Origin of the sequence: Agarivorans sp. QJM3NY_25, assembly GCF_050870875.2 — a bacterium.
Lineage (GTDB): Bacteria > Pseudomonadota > Gammaproteobacteria > Enterobacterales > Celerinatantimonadaceae > Agarivorans.
Genome location: NZ_CP194041.2, coordinates 3,498,501 through 3,516,464, shown reverse-complemented (window position 1 = coordinate 3,516,464; position 17,964 = coordinate 3,498,501). Strand labels below are relative to the sequence as shown.

The following is a 17,964-nucleotide window of genomic DNA, read 5'->3' as shown; positions in this document are numbered from 1 at the left end:
GCTCTTCATACCTGGTGTCGGCAGATTTATTCTGCACTATAAGTTGATCATATCATTCATCAGATTGGTATGATGCGCTTTGATATTCAGTCCATTTATCCCCAAAACATTACGTGACAGCAAGCCAAGGGGCCGCATTGCTCAGCGAATAATGCAGGCCTTTGAAGGCGTACTTGCTCGTGTGGGGGCTTGAAGCCGTGATTCTCGGGTAAAAAAAAGCCTGCAATGATGCAGGCTTTAGAAGTGGTGGTCGCTACTGGGCTTGAACCAGTGACCCTCGCCTTGTAAGGGCGATGCTCTCCCAACTGAGCTAAGCGACCGAATTACTTGTTACTGGCAAATCGTTTGTTCAACCATTTGCTTAAATATGGTGGTCGCTACTGGGCTTGAACCAGTGACCCTCGCCTTGTAAGGGCGATGCTCTCCCAACTGAGCTAAGCGACCGAATTACTTGTTACTGGCAAATCGTTTGTTCAACCATTTGCTTAAATATGGTGGTCGCTACTGGGCTTGAACCAGTGACCCTCGCCTTGTAAGGGCGATGCTCTCCCAACTGAGCTAAGCGACCGAATTACTTGTTACTGGCAAATCGTTTGTTCAACCATTTGCTTAAATATGGTGGTCGCTACTGGGCTTGAACCAGTGACCCTCGCCTTGTAAGGGCGATGCTCTCCCAACTGAGCTAAGCGACCGAATTACTTGTTACTGGCAAATCGTTTGTTCAACCATTTGCTTGAATATGGTGGTCGCTACTGGGCTTGAACCAGTGACCCTCGCCTTGTAAGGGCGATGCTCTCCCAACTGAGCTAAGCGACCATCTTGTGGAGGCGTATTATAGGGTGGTCTACGAGTGTGTCAACGCAAATTTTAAGGAAACTGACTGCTTGTGCAAAATCTCATCAAATTGATTGCTTTCACGGCAAGCAGATACAAAGTTTCCACTGGATTTAGTCTCGCAGAGGCTGCTCTTATCTAGCGAATTCTTGCTAGTGTGTTAAAATTCGCGCCATTCATATTGCTTAATTATTGACTTAGAGAATACTCATGACAGTTCGCACTCGTGTTGCGCCTTCACCAACTGGTGACCCACATGTAGGGACCGCCTACATTGCCTTATTTAATTACTGTTTTGCTAAGAAGCACGGTGGTGAATTTATTTTACGTATTGAAGATACAGATCAAGCTCGTAGCTCTACAGAATCGGAACAAGCGATATATGATAGTTTAAGCTGGCTTGGCTTAAGTTGGGATGAAGGTCCTGACTGCGGCGGTGCCGTTGGTCCTTATCGTCAAAGTGAACGCAGTGATATCTATAAGCAATATGCACAGCAATTAGTTGATGAAGGTAAAGCATTTTATTGCTTTGCAACTGCAGACGAGCTTAATGAAATGCGTCAGCAACAAATGGCTGAAGGCTTACAGCCTAAGTACGACGGTCGTGGTTTACATTTAAGCGCTGAACAGGTTGCTGCTTATTTGGCCGAAGGGAAACCCTACGTGGTGCGCATGAAAATCCCTGAGTCAGGTAGCTTCAGTTTTAATGATTATCTTCGAGGTGAAGTCGAGATCCCATGGGAGCAAGTGGATATGCAAGTGCTGCTTAAGGCAGATGGCTTACCCACATACTTTTTAGCCAACGTGGTTGATGATCATTTAATGGGGATCACACATGTTTTTCGGGGTGAAGAATGGCTGAACTCAGCGCCTAAGTTACTCAAGTTATATCAAGATTTAGCTTGGGAAGCGCCGATTCTAGGGCATATGCCGTTATTACGTAATCCTGATAAGAGTAAATTAAGTAAGCGTAAGAACCCAACCAGCATTAACTATTACCGTAAAATGGGCTTTTTACCTGAGGCCTTACTCAATTATTTAGGGCGTATGGGCTGGTCGATGCCTGATGAGCGTGAAAAGTTCACTTTGGCAGAGATGATTGAACATTTTGATATGAAACGTGTTTCATTAGGTGGGCCGGTATTTGATGTTGATAAGTTGAAGTGGCTTAATGGCTTGTGGATCCGCGAAGAGTTAAGCGATCAACAATTGGCAGAACGATTGATTGAGTGGGCCTACAATCAAAACACCTTAATGGAAATTATTCCACAAGCTAAAGCGCGCCTAGAGGTGATGAGTGATTTAGCACCATTAGCGGGTCACTTTGTTGCCGGCATGCCTGAATATGCGCCAGAACTGTTAACTGCGGGTAAACTTGAAGAAGAACAAGTTCGTCGTCTTTTACAAATGTTCATTTGGCAATTAGAAGAACAGCGACAGTGGAATAAAGACATTGTATTTGCGGTGGCGAAACAGTTGTCTGCTTATCTTGATGTGAAAATTCGTGATTTCCTAGAGCCTGTATTTGTCGCGATTACCGGTAAAACCAGTTCAAGCTCGGTGGTTGACGCGATGGCGATACTGGGCTCGGATATGAGTCGCGCACGCTTACGTTTTGCGCTCAGTCATATTGGTGTGAGTAAGAAGCAAGCTAAGTCGCTAGACAAAGCCTATCGTGCCTATAAAGCAAGTTGTTAGATCTGCAAAATAAGTCTCGAATTGGTTTTAGAGACCGTTGTGACAAAATATTTATTCAAATCGCTATAAAAAAGCCAACTCGATGAGTTGGCTTTCCTTTCTAAAATCTTCTTATACCAATAATACACTGCCGCAGGCTGTAACCAATAAACCTAGCGCTAGCAGAAACTGCAATTGAAGTTTGATACTCATCGTGTTCCTTTAAAATGCATCAGTAGATGGTTCATCTTGCAACAAGCGGACTAGTTAAAACCATGAAACACTTCACAGTTTGTTTCTTGAGTGTGTTTTGAGTTAACAAAATCACATCTAGGTCTCATCAATTTTGCACCTTGTTGTTGATTTGTTGGGGAATGGTGTCAAAAGTAACACTGTTGCTTGAACCGTTTGTGTTGAACCTAGGTCGAACGAAGAGTTAAATATCCTTTTTGTTAATAATGTGCGTGGTTCAAAGTTTTTAATTGAATATTTGCTATGGTGGGTAATACTAAATCGTAGTTACGCTTTGTTTTATGAAATAAAACAGCGAGTTGTACGAATAAGAGAACGGTGCCTGACAAGTTTTATCGGTTTATCGAGTAAGGTGCCATTTACTTAAAATAATGACCTCAAAGGAGTGGGTATGTCTATTACGAGCCAATTAAGTCAAGAGCTTGACCTATTAATTATTTGTGTATCTGGTCGCTTCGATTATTCTCTACATCGAGAATTCCGCGCTTGTTATGAGCATGTTTCGGTTGAAGGCCTTCGGTTAGTTCTGGATTTAAGTCAGGCTGAATATATGGATAGTTCGGCACTTGGGATGATGTTATTACTGAAAGAACATGCGGAGAAAAGTAACGCTCAAGCCTTTACGATTCGCAAACCTTCCGCTGCTATCTTAAAAATTTTAGAGGTCGCAAACTTTGATAAATTACTCAAGATTGAAAACTAGTGGCAGATAGTCATCACTTGAGTTTTCTTCAGCGTGAAGTGAAAGGTAATGCGCTGGTTGTGGATAGTGCTCGTATCGATCGCCTATTGTTAGGAAAAGCGCTCAGTGAAATCGGCTATCAAGTGGTTTATGCAGAAGACGGTGTTCAGGCGGTGGCTGCGTTTGAACAACAACACATCGACATCGTGTTTATCGATGTGTTTATGCCACAGTTGGATGGTTACTTGGCAACTGAGCAAATAAAGCTGCTTAGTGGCCAGCGCTATACTCCGGTGCTATTTGTAACCGCTCAAACAGAAGTTGATGTTTTGGTAAAGTGCATCGCTTGTGGCGGAGACGACGTGTTACTTAAGCCTGTACATCAATCTATTTTGAAAGCAAAAGCGTTAGGGTTTGAGCGCAGTAAAGCTATCTACAACGAAATAAATCAATTAAATAGACAATTTCATGAGGAAGAAGAATTTGCTGAGCGAATATTTAGCAATGCGGTGTCTAGTTCTAGTTGTGCAGATCATGAACTATTAATTTTTTTGAGTAGTGCGTCAAGGTTTTCTGGGGATGTGATTTTTGCAGAGTATCGTCCAAATGGTGATATTCATGTATTACTTGGTGACTTTACCGGACATGGCTTACGGGCTGCGATTGGCGCGATGCCAGTGGCTGACATCTTTTATAGCATGACTCGTAAAGGATATTCAGCAGAGGTTATTCTAAAACAAATCAATCAACGGCTCTATCGGTTGCTGCCTACCGGGATGTTTATGGCTGCCACCTTCGTTGAAACTTCGGTGCAGCAGCAGTCGCTGATAATATGGAATGCTGGAATGCCTGACTTATTAATTTTTAATTCACAGCAACAGCAGATCCGTGAACAGATCAGTTCTAATAATATTCCCTTAGGAATTGATAAAAATGTTGAGTTTAATTTAAACGTTATTCAATGGCTAAAGGGGGATCATGTGTTGCTGTTTAGTGATGGTGTGACCGAGGCGCTTAACTCTAAGCAACAAATGTTTGGTCTGCAAGGCGTTGAACAGGCGATTATGGACCCGCAGCAACAACCCTCGTTTATTGCCAGTATTCAGCAACATTTAGACCAGTTTTGTGGTGGAGAGAGTCAATTGGATGATATTAGTATGGTGGAGATCCCTGATTTATTGAGCCGTGCTGGTCTGTACGCTGAAAATGCCTACCCTGCAACTCCTCGAGCGGAAGGTCGATGGCGTTGGCAACTTAGTTTAGATGCGCAGCGTTTACAAAGAATAACTCCTATTCCGTTGTTGATGACGACATTACAAGAATTGTCGGTGAATGAAACTGATCGAAATATACTTTTTTGTATTGTTAGCGAGTTATATAACAATGCCTTTGAACATGGAGTATTAGCGTTAGACTCGTCTCTAAAAAACTCCACGGATGGTTTCGCTGAGTATTATCAAATGCGAAAACAACGGGCGGTTCAGCTTGAACAGGGGTGGGTTAATATCTCGATTGAGTACCAAGCTGATGAAAGTCGTGAGTTTATCATCGAGGTTGAGGACAGTGGACTTGGTTTTGATGAGACACAGGTGTCGCAACTTTGCGAGCAATGGCCTTATTCTGGTCGTGGTTTGGCGCTGGTCGCATCGCTATGCGAATCACTTGAATTTTCTAAACAGGGATCTTTTGCTAGAGCTGTGTATCGTTGTCAATATTGAACGAGATGAAAGTAATTACGTGTAAATCGTTGACTAAATGAGCAACTGGCATGATTCCACTAAAAAGCGGTTGACACTCAAACCTCTGCTGCTTAGAATTCTGCTCGCTTTCAGGTTTAAACGCCTTAAGAAAGTGATGTGACTTGGGGCTATAGCTCAGCTGGGAGAGCGCTTGCATGGCATGCAAGAGGTCCGCGGTTCGATCCCGCGTAGCTCCACCAATTCACACCCTACCGTTTTTCGGGGCTATAGCTCAGCTGGGAGAGCGCTTGCATGGCATGCAAGAGGTCCGCGGTTCGATCCCGCGTAGCTCTACCAATTCTATTACTGTTCGGCTCGTTATTTTGCTTGGCTTCAATTAAACCTTGAATCAGTGACGTAACGATTTCAGCCGTTTTGTGGTTTGTTCTGAGCGATGGTCTTTTCCTTGAGTATTCCCTGCAATTAATATCTATTTTGTTATTAATAGATTGACTTATATAACAAAAATGACCAAGTAACTGGCTAATTTTGGGGTTTGCCAGCCATACTCTAGGTTCTATAAATAAGAATTCAGAGTATGCATAAACACACCTTCGGTACTCAACAATGGGTAGAAAGGATCAGCGAGCATGAGTTACCCGCACTTGCGGCTACAGTGCGCCTATTGGAAAAACTCGCAAAAGATGACACTTCCTCTCTGGCTGTATTGGGACAATCGGTATTACATGATCATGGGCTAACTTCACGTATTCTGCGGGTTGTGAATAGCATCAGTTATAATCGAGGGAGAACTCAAATCACCACCGTAAGTCGCGCGGCGGTGATCCTAGGCTATGATCGGCTGAAGCATATTTGCATTACTGCTCGGATGATTGATGGGTTATTGTCTAGTCGAGGTATTAGCGAGGCGGTATACCAGCGAGTGTTAAAGCTAATGGCCTGCTCTTTTCATGCGGCGATGCTGGCGAAGATGATGTTGGCGGATTATGCCGAAGATACGCAGGAAGAGGTGTATATTGCGGCATTGCTGCATAACCTAGGTGAGGTCGCATTCTGGAGTATGGGGGGCAGCATTACCGAACAGCTGGAACAGCAGTTACAGCAAAATGAAGAACCAGAACAGCAGTTAGTCTCAAAGCTACTAGGGACTAATTTTACTCAACTGAGTATTGGTTTGGCGAGTCATTGGAATATGGGGCCGATGTTAGTGAAGTCATTGGCCGAGCCGGAGCGTCGCTCGCCTGAGTTTCGTTGTATTCATTTGGCTCACCAGTTTAGTAAAGCGATGATTGAGCAAGATCTAGCTGCTCGCCAGCAAGTTTTTAAGTTGATCTCAGAACAAATGAAGTTGCCGATGCCTAAGTTGATTGAAATGGTCAATCATTGTTCTGAGGAAACCAGACAATTGGCCGTCTCGTATGGTGCAATTGTACTTAAACCCTACTTAAACTTTGGTGACTCGCCACCTCTGGAATTGGATGACCTTTCAGATGCAACGGCAAGTGATGTCTTATCTAAACAACATTTACAATTGCAGTTATTGCGTGAACTTACGCTAGTCACCACTGAAAATCCTGATTTAAACTTAGTGATCCATACTGCGATGGAAGGGATCCAGCGGGGGATTGAGATGAACCGAGTGATGGTTCTGATGGTGAATCCGGCACATGACGCGCTAAAGCTTCGTTTCGTGGCAAGCCCACAGCCAGAGCAAGACAAAATTGATTTTCAATTGAGCTTAAAAGGGGCTGATACGGTATTTATTCAAGCCTATCGAGATAAACGTAATATCTGGATGAATAATGCGACTGGTTCGCGTTTTGAAGGCTTGCTAAATAATCAGATTCGTCGAATCACTCAAGCGGGCCCATTCTTTCTAGCACCGTTAATTATTGAAGGACGCTGTATCGCGATGATTTATGCCGATAGGCTTGTGGGATCGGGTGCTGAGCCGCTCAATAAGGAGGACTTCGACAGTTTTGTACACTTTGCCAAGCAAACTAATTTATGTTTGTCAGTCATTTTAAAATAGGATGCTTACTGTCGCGATATGGTTTTGATATTAAAATCATAAATCAAGGCGGCTGAGTATGTTCAGCCTCCTTGGTGTCATTAACAACGGCGTGATTATTGAACTCGTTTCAACCAGGTATCGTCTTTAAACCACTTGTTATAGATTCGATCATAGGTTCCGTCCCCTTTAATTTGGCGTAAGTAGCCATTTAAAAAGTTTAGAAAATCAGGATCGCCCTGGCGTATGGCCCAACCGAGAGGCTCATAGGTGAAGGGTTGGTCAAGATGAATGACTTGAGTTTGGTGTTGCGAACTATAAATTGCATTGTAGGGTAAGTCGTAAATAAAGGCATCTGCTTTGCCATTGGCTATTTCCAATACAGCGTCAGCTTGAGACTCAAATAAGTTAACTTTAGCTTTTGGCAGGTAACGTTTAATGGCGCTTTCACCGGTGGTACCGAGCATGGTCACAACGGTGTATTGGTCGCTATTTAGGTCTCGGTAACTGCTTACTTTGCCTTTCAGTTTTGGATTTAACAATACCGACTGACCAACGACTACGTAAGGGTCTGAGAAGTTTACTTGCATGTTACGTTGTGGCGTAATGGTCATTCCGCCAGTAATAATGTGGCATTTACCCGTGAGTAGTGTTGGAATAATACCATCCCAAGCAGTATTAACTGGCACATATTTAACGCCCATAGCGCGAGCCATTTGTTTGCCTAAATCGATATCAAAACCGATAAATTGACCATTTTTAGCTTTGATTTCAAAAGGCATATAACCGGCCTCAAAACAGACCCGTAGTTCACCTGCTTCAGTTATCTCTTGTAATAGGGTTTGTTGCGCAAATACAGAGCTGGATAGTAAGGTGATGGCGGCAAGCGCCGAGTGAATAACGCGTTTCATAGTCGTCCTTGTTGTGTGGTTATGTTTGGCTTATTTTGGATTTTATATGCTGTTTTATTTGTCAATGTAGAGATAAATCCAATTTATCCTACATCTTTATAGCAGAATAAACTGATTAGTGATAGTCATCGCCTGTTCATTTAAACCCTAGATATTTTTAATTTATCAAGGCTTTTATCGTTATTACTAGATGAAATTGCCAGGGTAGGTGCATTGAACTGAGAAATTGTTTGATTTATGTCTTTATGAGGGCTGATTGCTAGTTGGATATATTTTTTAGTACTTATTGGTTTTTGTTGGTTTTAAGAGTATTTCTAGGTGAGGCATCGGGCATCGGCGGCCCAGCAAAGCCAAGTTTGCTGGGCCGCTGTGGGTCTATAACACCATTGACAAAAATTGTCGTAGTCGTGGGTGAGCGGGTTGGTCGAAGAACTTTTCAGGTGAATCTTCAACGAGCAATTCACCGTCCTCCATAAACAGTACTCGGTCTGCCACTTCACGGGCAAAGCCCATTTCGTGGGTGACCACCACCATAGTCATGCCATCAGCGGCCAGGCCTTTCATTACATCCAGAACTTCCCCCACCATCTCTGGATCAAGCGCTGAGGTTGGTTCGTCAAATAACATAATGTTGGGCTGCATCGCTAAAGCACGAGCGATAGCGACTCGTTGCTGTTGCCCGCCAGACAAGTGCGATGGATAGTTATTCATACGTTCCGAGAGACCGACTTTAAGCATTAAGGCTTTAGCTTCATCTTCTACTTGTTTTTTAGGTCGTTTAGCGACCTTGAGCGGCGCTAACATCACATTGCCTAAAGCAGATTTATGCGGGAACAAGTTGAAGTTTTGAAAAACCATGCCAACTTCTTCGCGTAAGCTATTAATATTGGTTCCCTTGGCGTACATGTCGGTTCCATCAATGCTGATGCTTCCGCTGCTAATTGTTTCCAGTTGGTTGAGGGTACGTAAGAAGGTTGATTTACCCGAACCTGAAGGACCCACGATTACCACCACCTCACCGCGAGACACGGTTGCTGAAACGTCTTTTAGAGCGTGACAGCCATTGGGGTAAATTTTATTGATTTTTTTTGCGACGATCATTTTATCGCCTTGATAATCTTTAGTCACTGGCTGCTAACCTCTTTTCTAAGCGTTGAATTGCCCAAGATAAACTGCTGGTGAGTACTAAGTAGAGCAAGGCAACAGTAAACCAAACTTCGAAAGGGGCGAAACTACCACTGACCACTTCTCGGCCTGCTTTGGTTAAGTCGGTAATTGAGATCACCGAGACTAAGGAAGAATCTTTAATTAGGTTAATGAATTGGCCTGCCATTGGGGGCAGGGTACGTTTAAAGGCCTGTGGCAAAATGACATTAATCATCGCTTGGGCATAATTCATACCTAGAGAACGAGCCGCTTCCATTTGTCCTTTGGGAATCGATTGGATCCCCGAACGGATTATTTCCGCTACGTAGGCGGCGGTAAACACCGACAGAGCAATGACTCCAGCAGTAAAGCGTTCAATATCAAACACGGTGCCGATAAAGAAGTAGACGATAAAAATTTGTACCAATAACGGTGTGCCGCGAATGATCTCAATATAGGTAACCGCTAGTTTCGCCAACGTTGGATTGGCAGCGATACGCATTAAACCCACCATTAGCCCGATGATAATTGCGAAGAATAGCGACCAGATGGAGATCTTGATCGTCACAATTAGACCTTCCGCTAACGGACCCATTCGCCAGGATTCTGAGGATGCGAGCTGATCACCTTCGAATACTAGGTCGCCTTCATATACGGTTACATTTTGGTAATCGCTGAGTTTTACCAGGATATCACCGCTATCTGATACTAGTGCTAGTTTTCCCGAGGCATCGCTGTGAATACTTCCATCTTGCGGTGCGGTAATACTAGATGCTTCGGTATTGATTATGTAGGGAACAACCCGTTGCCAATTCCAGTTGTAGTCAATTTTTTTACCGGAAAGATAAATCAGTACACACAGGCTGATGAGAATGGCAGCAAATAGACCATTCCAGAGAATATTTTTTGTTAGAGTTTTCATCTGAAGCTCTTATTTTTCTTTATATATGGCATAACTTTGCGTAACTTTGAGGTTTATCCCCTCGTTACATAAAGAAAGTGGCTGGATAAGCCAGCCACCGAGATCTATCTATTGTACTTGTTTTAACCAAGCGTCATCTTTAAACCACTTGTCGTAGATCCGTTGGTAAGTGCCATCACCTTTGATTTGGCGTAGGTAGCCGTTCAAAAAGTTTAGAAAATCTGGATCGCCTTGGCGGATTGCCCAACCGAGGGGTTCGTAGGTGAAGGGTTGGTCTAGGTGCTCCAATTGACCTTGATGCTGGGCGGCATAGATGGCGTTAAAAGGTAAGTCGTAGACGAAAGCATCCGCCTTGCCGTTGGTGACTTCGAGTACAGCATCCGATTGATTTTCAAATAAGTTGCTTTTGGCTTTTGGGAGGTAGCGTTTCACTGCGCCTTCGCCTGTGGTACCAAGTTTGGTTACGACGGTGTATTTGGCATCATTTAGATCCCGATAGCTGCTTACCTTTCCTTTTAAGCTAGGGCTAAGCAGAATAGATTGACCTATCACCACATAAGGGTCGGCAAAGTTAACTTGCATGTTACGTTGTGGCGTAATTGTCATACCGCCCATAATGAGATGACATTTACCTGTCAACAAGGTGGGAATAATACCATCCCAAGCAGTGTTGACTGGCACATATTTTACGCCCATCGCTCGTGCCATTTGCTTACCTAAGTCGACATCAAAACCAATGAATTGACCATTTTTGGCTTTCATTTCGAAAGGCATATAACCAGCATCAAAACAGGTGCGAAGTTCTCCTGACTGAGAAATTTCTTGTAATAAGCTTGGTTGCGCAAATGCGGCACTAGAGAGTAGTGTGAGAGTGGCAATAGCCGATTGAATGACACGTTTCATAGTTGTCCTTGTTGTGTTTTCGTAGTTATTTTTATTGTGGCCATGTTCTGTCTAATCCGTTCAAAACAGTGATACGCCATCGTCTTTTAGGGATGTTATAGCAGAATATACTAACAAAAGGTAGTATCGGCTTTGGGGTAAAAAAGCATAAAAGTAGAATAATTATTAAGTAAACAGCCATTTAGTTGGTTAAATAGGCTTATTTTTAGATTTATGATAAATGCTTGTCATCGGCTGAACTAGTTGGAAAATCTTAGATATGATTAAATCACAGCGAATTGATGGTTAAATGTTATTCGGCAATGTTTTTTTTGGAGTAAATAACCGCGTGCGCTTGAAGATACCGAAGTTGTCTAGGCTCTCCAATAACGCCTTATGCAAAGTGATATAAATTGGTGCTAAGCTCGCCTTTATTCGGTTTACATTACTATTTTTGACGATTTCCATTGAGTTTTTTAATCATGCAATAGCTTATTAGTCGTGTTGCAATGACTGGGTGATTGGCTTAGTTTGTTGTAGGTTAATGGAGTCGCCTCAACAGATCCTGGGAGGCTGTATGCTAGATATGGATAGGCGAATGGCTGATAGTTTCTTATTATTTGATCCGCTTGAGCATGACTTGGTCAGCAATAAAATTTTACCACTATTTACTCAGGTGGTACTACCCAAGGGATGGGATCCACAACAGCCGCCAATATTTGAAGCGGATAGCCTCGTGTATTGCTATTTAAGTGACGCGCAATTGTCATTGGCAATTGCTTTAGCGCTTGAACAAGGATGGACTCTTGCCATCTTGCCACACCCTCTTGCGAGTCATGCGAAACGGGGTTTTGCTTTAAGCTCTGATCTTGAAAAGTCGATAAATCATTTACAGACGGCACCCTCTATCAACGTAGACGTATTACGTTGTAATGGGCTGGTTGTGTTGAATCATCTGGTGGTTGGGCATAGTTTTAATTTGCGTCCTGGTGGTCATAACGCGCCATGGCGTCAACGGGTGCTGCAAACTTGGCGTAACCTTCTTAAAGTCTCAAAGATCATGCCTCAACGACTGCGTTTAACGACCGCCAGTGAGACAATTTTAGACACCACCGTAGTCGGCGTAGTGATACTTGAACATGCTCATGGCTCGATGTTATCGAAGCAAATTTTACAGGACACCCACGCTAATGACGGTATGTTGCAAAGTATGTTGATAGCGCCACGTAGCATCATGGAAATGTTACGTTTTTTATTGTTAGCCATGTTTGGTCGGGTGGTAAAAAAACCGAGCTTTCTTAGTTTGATCAAATCTAAATCGATTGAAATTGAAGCGAATCATCAGTTTGACTATTGGCTCGATGGTGTCAAAGCATCCAGTCAACGGCTGCATGTTGAATGCTGTCATCGGCAATTACGGCTGCTTCCTTCTGCCGATTTTGTTTATCTAGATAATGTCACGGCAGTCAAAGAGAATCGTAAGATTGGCAAACTTCCTCGGGGAGAGGCTATTGCCGCAATGGCCGCACATCCACTGCCTTTAATCGCGCATGCTGCAACTGAAGAGTTTAAAGAGCTTTACCAATTGCTACGTGACAATGCTACCACCTCGTCAGCCTTTTTGATGTTAATGATTTTGTCTACTTTATTGGCGAGTATTGGTTTGTTTGCAAATTCTGCACCGGTGATTATTGGGGCAATGATATTGGCACCGATGATGGCGCCTATTATTTCTTTATCAATGGCCTTAACTCGACAAGACTCTAGCTTGATGACTAAAAGCATCGCAAGCTTAACGACTGGTTTGTTTGTTGCTTTGGGGTTTGCTGCCTTGGCCAGCTTCATTATGCCTATGGAAGTTGTCACTTCTGAAATTGCTGCTCGATTGAGTCCCAATTTACTGGATCTGGCGGTCGCTATTATCTCCGGCATTGCTGGTGCCTATGCGCATGCACGTGTTGATGCGGCCAAAAGCTTGGCGGGGGTTGCTATTGCGGTGGCTTTGGTTCCACCACTGGCGGTCACCGGGATCGGTCTTGGCTGGTTTGATCTGAATGTTGCGGGCGGTGCATTTTTATTATTTCTAACTAACTTTGCGGGAATTGTCTTTTCTGCGGCTTTAACTTTTTTAGCACTGGGTTTTGCTCCTTTTACGCGAGCGAAGAAAGGTTTAGCAATTGCCTTGCTTGCGGTGACGGTGGTTAGTATTCCTTTGGCTTTTAGTTTTATGCGTTGGTCTGAAGAAGCGCATATCGTGCAGCGCTTGCAAGGGCAAAGCTTTGAGTTTTTATTGGTTCGTTCGGTGCGTGTGCAAAGTGTTGAGCCGCTGGTCTTAAGTTTGCAACTTGTGTCATCTCATGCGGTGAACGATGCTCAGTTAGATCAACTAAAAGATCAAATCATCCAACAATTAGGCAAGCCTTTGCAGCTGGAAGCGACAGTGATCGTGAGGCGCTAGAATTTACAAATATAGCGGGGTCATTTGTCGCCAGTAACGGCCACGGTGAGCTCGCCCCTCCCATTCAACCAGATGATGCTTAATCCCTTTGTGATGTAGGATGTGACTGAGCATATGATTGTTTTGCAGGAAGGGATCTTGGTTGCCAATGGTAAAGACCAGTTCGGTATTGGCCAGCTCTGAGAGCCGTTCTGGGCAATTCATGTTTACCAAATAATGGGTCGGTGTATGAAAATAAATATTTTCATCGTAGAAACCATCAAATAAATCAGTAAACGACTCTACTTGCCAAGTCAGGTCAAAGCGCCCGGAAAAGGCTGCCAATTTATTAAATAGATGAGGATGGCGAAACACGATATTCGCGGCATGAAAAGCGCCCAGTGAACAGCCATGAGAAATTGTGCAGGGATGTTCATTTTTTGCGGCCATCAGCGGAAGCACCTCACGTAATATGTAATTTTCGTATTGCTGGTGGCGGGTAATTCGCCCCGAGGGGTGCGCCCAAAAACAATACATGCTTTCGGCGTCGATGCTATCTACGCAATACAGTTGTAATTGGCCTTGGTTTATTTTGGGGGCAATAGCATTCACTAAGCCCAGGTTTTCATATTCATAAAAGCGGCCGCCACGGGTTGGGAAAACTAATACTTTTGCGCCTGCGTGGCCAAATATAAGCAGTTCCATGTCTCGGTTGAGGTTGGGACTCCACCATCGATGATATTCACGATTCATAAGGTTCACTCAAAGGTTCAAAAAAAAGTTCCAGCTCTTGCTCTAACTGTTGGCGTTGCTGTTGTTTTGTGGGGTAATCAAAATGACCAGCCCTAAGCAAAAAGCGTTGCTTTGGCTGCGGCGCTTGGTTGTAGGCAGAGAATTGACCGGGGGGGGCAACACAGGGATCGAATAAGGCTAAGGCCCAATGGCTGGGAATGCTGAGATAACGGGCGGCGGTTGCTGAATCAAAGTAACGTAGGGTCGACAGCGCCAACTGAGGCTCAGCGTTATAAAATTGCTGCAAGGCTGCGCCGCTGCCGAGGGTGGGTAATTTTAAGCGGAGTGGTACATTACCAAAAGTGGGGACATGGAAATGCGCCCGCTGAATTCGCTTATCAAAGGCGCAGGCAAAAATGCCAAGCCCCCCACCAAAGCTACTCCCCATAAATCCCAGGTTGTTAGTCACTTGTGGAAATAAACGGATTAGAGCAGTCGCTGCGCACCACAAATCTTGTACACATCCGCCGATGATATAACGTTGTTTGTCTTGGATATTATGTAATACGTGCCACATTGGGTTATCAGATATCGGCGCTTTGGCACTGCGGCCAATGCCGCGAACACAAGGCATTAAGATCGCAGTATGTTTGAGCGAGAGCCTTGAGTTAAGCTCACGAATGCCACCATAACCATGCGCACTAATTATGGCTGCGTTAATGTGGCCAGACTTTGGCAGTAGTAACCAGCCACCGCAACGGACTTGCTTGGTAGAGTTGTAATAACAATCGAAAATGCGCCAGGAACCACGAACCTGCTGAGTATCTTGTAGCGAAAGATAGGGCGCAACCGCTAAGGCTTGTCGATACTTTTGTTGCCAAAACGACTGAAAATCTTCAGGTGCGTCATTTGGCTGAAGTGCATCTAGTTCGGGCAAACTAAAGCCATAATCGGGCTCAAACTCAAAAGGATGCTTTAGTTTGCTTGGCATGATAGGCAGGTCTCGGCAATCAACTCATGAAAACTATAAACCGTTTATATGACGTTTTTCCAGACAATGCTTGTATTTAATATTAAAAAAATCAACAACTGGTCCTCGCGATTCATTGCGGTAGTGAGGCTGGCGTTTGATAGTTGCAGTGAGCGGGTTGCAGCAGTAAGACAAGCCAAGGGCCGGTTTTGAATGCCAGACTCCAGTCGTCACCGTCTCGGAAGGTGGCTTTGGTCGCGTTGTAATATTACCGATCCATCTGGAGCGGGGATAATGCAAAAAATATTACGCAGTTAGTGTCAAGTGTGGACGGTAAATATTTAACTCGACATTTTTGCTGGTCGCAGTGGAAAACGAAGCTGGATAACGGAGCGAAGCTAACAAGCATGTTTAGTATATAAAAAGCCTCAGTAAGATCCCTGAGGCTTTTACTTTTTGCGACATTATTTGCCCGGATGACTAGCATCATAGGAAGTTTGAGCCAGTTTTACCTGATAAGTGTTTTGCTCAGTCCAACGCGCAAAGTTTTTTATCGTTTTGGAAAAGGACTCTCCAAGGGAGGGCTGATACTCAACAGTCACCAGAACCGTATTTTCTGGGAAATGCCTTTCACCTCACTTTTTATCCTATTGAAGCGGCGTGAACCTTTTGCGAGTAGCTCTAAGATAAGTTGTATCCAACTGTCTGCGAAGCTATCGAAAAAGCCCTTGCGGGACAGCTTTTGGAGTCAATATTATAGGCGCCGTAATTGTGCTCGGTGTTTGAGGACATGAAGTTGATCCCTTGTTAATTTGGTCATTGTGTTTATGCACCAATTTTAAACTTGTTTCGCCTGAACTTCAGAATATCAAGGATGATGCCGATAAAGGCCGCTCCCAAGCATTGACCAAAGGTTTGTATAAAGGCCAAAACTCTCGATGCATTGCGGCTGTTTTCACGAGAGATATTGGCCATTATTCCAGGGCTATAGGACTTTTAAACGAAGATTCGCATCTTAGATATCGATAATGACACGTTGAACCAATTGCAAGGCGGTGTCGATACCTGTCATGTTTGTATATAGAATACCGTTAGCCCCAGAATAATGCCCATGACCTATCGGTTTCATTAGATAAGTGCTTTGTGGATCATCTAAATCGATTGATGCTGCATAGATCACCGAGGGTTGTCCAGATGAACCAGAACCACTATAAATAGGGTCTTGAGGATATTTGTCTTTGGTGTAATAAGAATTGAAATCATAAGAGCGATTTATTTCCATCATCACTCTAAACTGTCGCAAAGCGCTGTTCACTTTACTGTTAATATCGTAGTTTCCGAGGGGAGTTGCACCAGTCACGCCATCTAAATCAGTATTATTAGCATCCGGCACCATGAGGTTGTTTTTATACTTTACTCCACGTTGATGTGCCCAATAGGGGAGGGCTTCAGGGCGACTCACCAAGCCAAATAGATCCTCGTTAGGAATAAAACCGCCATTACTGGTTTTTTGAGTAACGTATAAAGTATCAATATAGTGACCGGCCAAATCTTCAATCCAAAAAGCGACCTGGGGCACAGTGGTGTAAGTCATGCCTAAAAACAGTGCTTGTGGTTCCGACTCATAGTGCTCCCCTTTACGCAATTCAATTGAAATTGGAAGACCATTGCTGCCAATGTGGGTGGTTAATGTTTGATAACTTCCTTCACTAAGAGTCACTGATTTACGAAGTTCTTGACCAAAGCTTAATACGCTACTAAATGGTGGGACTGCTAATATGACTCCGAGCGTAAGGCTTAATATACTCACCACACTGGTGGTTAACCAAAGCTTAGCTTTATCCTGAGTTAAATAAGTGAGGATAACTCTAAAGTTGTTCCGTAAATGGAATGCCATTAACAGGATGAATGCAATACCGAACCAAGTATGTATACCTGCTATTATTTCGTTATAAGCCATTCCATAAGAAAGTACACCAGTAACGGCCATGCCCATTAATGCGCCAACAAGGTTAATACTCACCCAAGATCGACTATTACCATTTCGTTTTTTGGTTTTTGACCTAGAAGCCGAAGGTAGCGCATGTGTTGAATGTTCACGCATAATATTTCTCCATAACTAAGTGTGTTGTTCAAACTCGCGGCGAAACTGATTGATTAATTTGAACAGTTGTTGAATGTCGACCAGGCTAAAATTAGGGGCAAATGATTTAAGGACAATATCAATCTGCGTTAAGGCGTTTTGGTGAGCGATACGTCCTTGTTCGGTTATTAAAATTGTTTTTTTTCTCGCATCGTGGTCGCGGATCTGTAAGGAAACATAACCTTTATTGCTTAATTGCTTAATTATTTGACTCATCGCAGACAGGCTCACATGTGAATTTTTCGCTAGCTGGCTGGCGGTCTCTTGGCTGTTGGTTGTGTAAATAAGGTGATTGAGTAATTTGAACTGGGAGGTTGGCAGTTCAGATGGCAGGTTTTCCTTTAAGATAATTTCCATGCGCTCATGAATAATGGCTATTTCTCGAAATGTTGCTGTAATCAGTTGGGGTAGATGGTCCATATTCGTTAAGCGCCTTTAAGTGTTAAAAATAGAGCATTGGCATTGATTGCTAACAGTGGGTAATAAGAATGCTTAAGTATCTTAATGGTTAAGGTGCTTAAGTGTATTTAGAAAGGAGAGTAAAAGCAAGTATTTTAAAATGCATCAACATCGTTTAGCGAATGAGTGACGCCGCCTAGTGTATTTCTGCACCCACCAAATGGATAAGCTTGCGGCAAGGACACAAGGCTAATTTTAATTGGGCA

14 protein-coding genes and 7 tRNA genes are annotated in these 17,964 nt (G+C 43.6%); 7 read left to right on the top strand and 14 right to left on the bottom strand.

The window, feature by feature from the left end; all coding sequences use genetic code 11:
* Positions 1-244: 244 nt before the first annotated feature.
* The 5 genes from ACRRSW_RS16120 to ACRRSW_RS16100 all read right to left on the bottom strand — a co-directional run bounded on the left by ACRRSW_RS16120 (position 245) and on the right by ACRRSW_RS16100 (position 816).
* Positions 245-320: transfer RNA gene (locus ACRRSW_RS16120), tRNA-Val, on the bottom strand.
* A gap of 48 nt (positions 321-368) precedes the next feature.
* Positions 369-444 (bottom strand) — tRNA-Val (locus ACRRSW_RS16115).
* Between the two features lie 48 nt (positions 445-492).
* Positions 493-568, bottom strand: a tRNA-Val gene (locus ACRRSW_RS16110).
* Between the two features lie 48 nt (positions 569-616).
* Positions 617-692 (bottom strand) — tRNA-Val (locus tag ACRRSW_RS16105).
* Between the two features lie 48 nt (positions 693-740).
* Positions 741-816: transfer RNA gene (locus ACRRSW_RS16100), tRNA-Val, on the bottom strand.
* A gap of 228 nt (positions 817-1,044) precedes the next feature.
* Here ACRRSW_RS16100 and gltX point away from each other — a divergent pair.
* The 6 genes from gltX (at position 1,045) to ACRRSW_RS16070 (ending at position 7,177) form a co-directional block, all read left to right on the top strand.
* Positions 1,045-2,532 carry a glutamate--tRNA ligase gene (gene gltX / locus ACRRSW_RS16095; protein WP_432459840.1) on the top strand — a complete coding sequence of 496 codons (1,488 nt, stop codon included), beginning with the start codon at positions 1,045-1,047 and terminating at the stop codon, positions 2,530-2,532.
* A 622-nt stretch (positions 2,533-3,154) separates the two neighbouring features.
* On the top strand, positions 3,155-3,466 hold the full coding sequence (locus ACRRSW_RS16090) for an STAS domain-containing protein (protein ID WP_432452231.1): 312 nt from the start codon (positions 3,155-3,157) through the stop codon (positions 3,464-3,466).
* Positions 3,466-5,163, top strand: a complete 1,698-nt coding sequence (locus ACRRSW_RS16085) for an ATP-binding SpoIIE family protein phosphatase (protein WP_432452232.1) — start codon at positions 3,466-3,468, stop codon at positions 5,161-5,163. Before ACRRSW_RS16090 ends, ACRRSW_RS16085 begins: the two co-directional genes overlap by 1 nt.
* 145 nt (positions 5,164-5,308) lie before the next feature.
* Positions 5,309-5,384: transfer RNA gene (locus tag ACRRSW_RS16080), tRNA-Ala, on the top strand.
* A 21-nt stretch (positions 5,385-5,405) separates the two neighbouring features.
* Positions 5,406-5,481 (top strand) — tRNA-Ala (locus tag ACRRSW_RS16075).
* Between the two features lie 241 nt (positions 5,482-5,722).
* A complete protein-coding gene (locus ACRRSW_RS16070; RefSeq protein ID WP_432452233.1) occupies positions 5,723-7,177 on the top strand; it encodes an HDOD domain-containing protein in 1,455 nt (484 codons plus the stop codon).
* 95 nt (positions 7,178-7,272) lie between these two features.
* Here the strand turns inward: ACRRSW_RS16070 and ACRRSW_RS16065 are convergent, their stop codons facing one another.
* The 4 genes from ACRRSW_RS16065 to ACRRSW_RS16050 form a co-directional block, all read right to left on the bottom strand.
* Positions 7,273-8,067: a transporter substrate-binding domain-containing protein gene (locus tag ACRRSW_RS16065; protein ID WP_432459839.1), complete on the bottom strand. Its 795-nt coding sequence runs from the start codon at positions 8,065-8,067 to the stop codon at positions 7,273-7,275.
* A gap of 375 nt (positions 8,068-8,442) precedes the next feature.
* Positions 8,443-9,168 carry an amino acid ABC transporter ATP-binding protein gene (locus tag ACRRSW_RS16060; RefSeq protein ID WP_432456156.1) on the bottom strand — a complete coding sequence of 242 codons (726 nt, stop codon included), beginning with the start codon at positions 9,166-9,168 and terminating at the stop codon, positions 8,443-8,445.
* 19 nt (positions 9,169-9,187) lie between these two features.
* The gene (locus tag ACRRSW_RS16055) at positions 9,188-10,135 is read right to left on the bottom strand and encodes an amino acid ABC transporter permease (protein ID WP_432459837.1); all 948 of its coding nucleotides are present in this window, start codon (positions 10,133-10,135) and stop codon (positions 9,188-9,190) included.
* 108 nt (positions 10,136-10,243) lie between these two features.
* Entirely contained in the window at positions 10,244-11,038 is a 795-nt protein-coding gene (locus tag ACRRSW_RS16050; RefSeq protein ID WP_432452236.1) for a transporter substrate-binding domain-containing protein, read from the bottom strand.
* A gap of 577 nt (positions 11,039-11,615) precedes the next feature.
* On the opposite strand from ACRRSW_RS16050, the gene ACRRSW_RS16045 reads away from it, so the two are divergent.
* Positions 11,616-13,475 (top strand): TIGR00341 family protein, encoded by a 1,860-nt coding sequence (locus ACRRSW_RS16045; RefSeq protein WP_432459836.1) that lies wholly within the window; start codon positions 11,616-11,618, stop codon positions 13,473-13,475.
* Between the two features lie 3 nt (positions 13,476-13,478).
* Here the strand turns inward: ACRRSW_RS16045 and ACRRSW_RS16040 are convergent, their stop codons facing one another.
* The 5 genes from ACRRSW_RS16040 to ACRRSW_RS16020 form a co-directional block, all read right to left on the bottom strand.
* Entirely contained in the window at positions 13,479-14,207 is a 729-nt protein-coding gene (locus tag ACRRSW_RS16040; protein ID WP_432452238.1) for an esterase family protein, read from the bottom strand.
* Positions 14,197-15,177: an acetylxylan esterase gene (locus ACRRSW_RS16035; protein WP_432452239.1), complete on the bottom strand. Its 981-nt coding sequence runs from the start codon at positions 15,175-15,177 to the stop codon at positions 14,197-14,199. Before ACRRSW_RS16035 ends, ACRRSW_RS16040 begins: the two co-directional genes overlap by 11 nt.
* A gap of 577 nt (positions 15,178-15,754) precedes the next feature.
* Positions 15,755-15,844 (bottom strand): hypothetical protein, encoded by a 90-nt coding sequence (locus ACRRSW_RS16030; RefSeq protein WP_439022902.1) that lies wholly within the window; start codon positions 15,842-15,844, stop codon positions 15,755-15,757.
* A 327-nt stretch (positions 15,845-16,171) separates the two neighbouring features.
* Positions 16,172-17,260: a DUF4405 domain-containing protein gene (locus tag ACRRSW_RS16025; RefSeq protein ID WP_432459835.1), complete on the bottom strand. Its 1,089-nt coding sequence runs from the start codon at positions 17,258-17,260 to the stop codon at positions 16,172-16,174.
* A 15-nt stretch (positions 17,261-17,275) separates the two neighbouring features.
* Entirely contained in the window at positions 17,276-17,719 is a 444-nt protein-coding gene (locus ACRRSW_RS16020; protein ID WP_432452241.1) for a MarR family winged helix-turn-helix transcriptional regulator, read from the bottom strand.
* Positions 17,720-17,964: the final 245 nt, after the last annotated feature.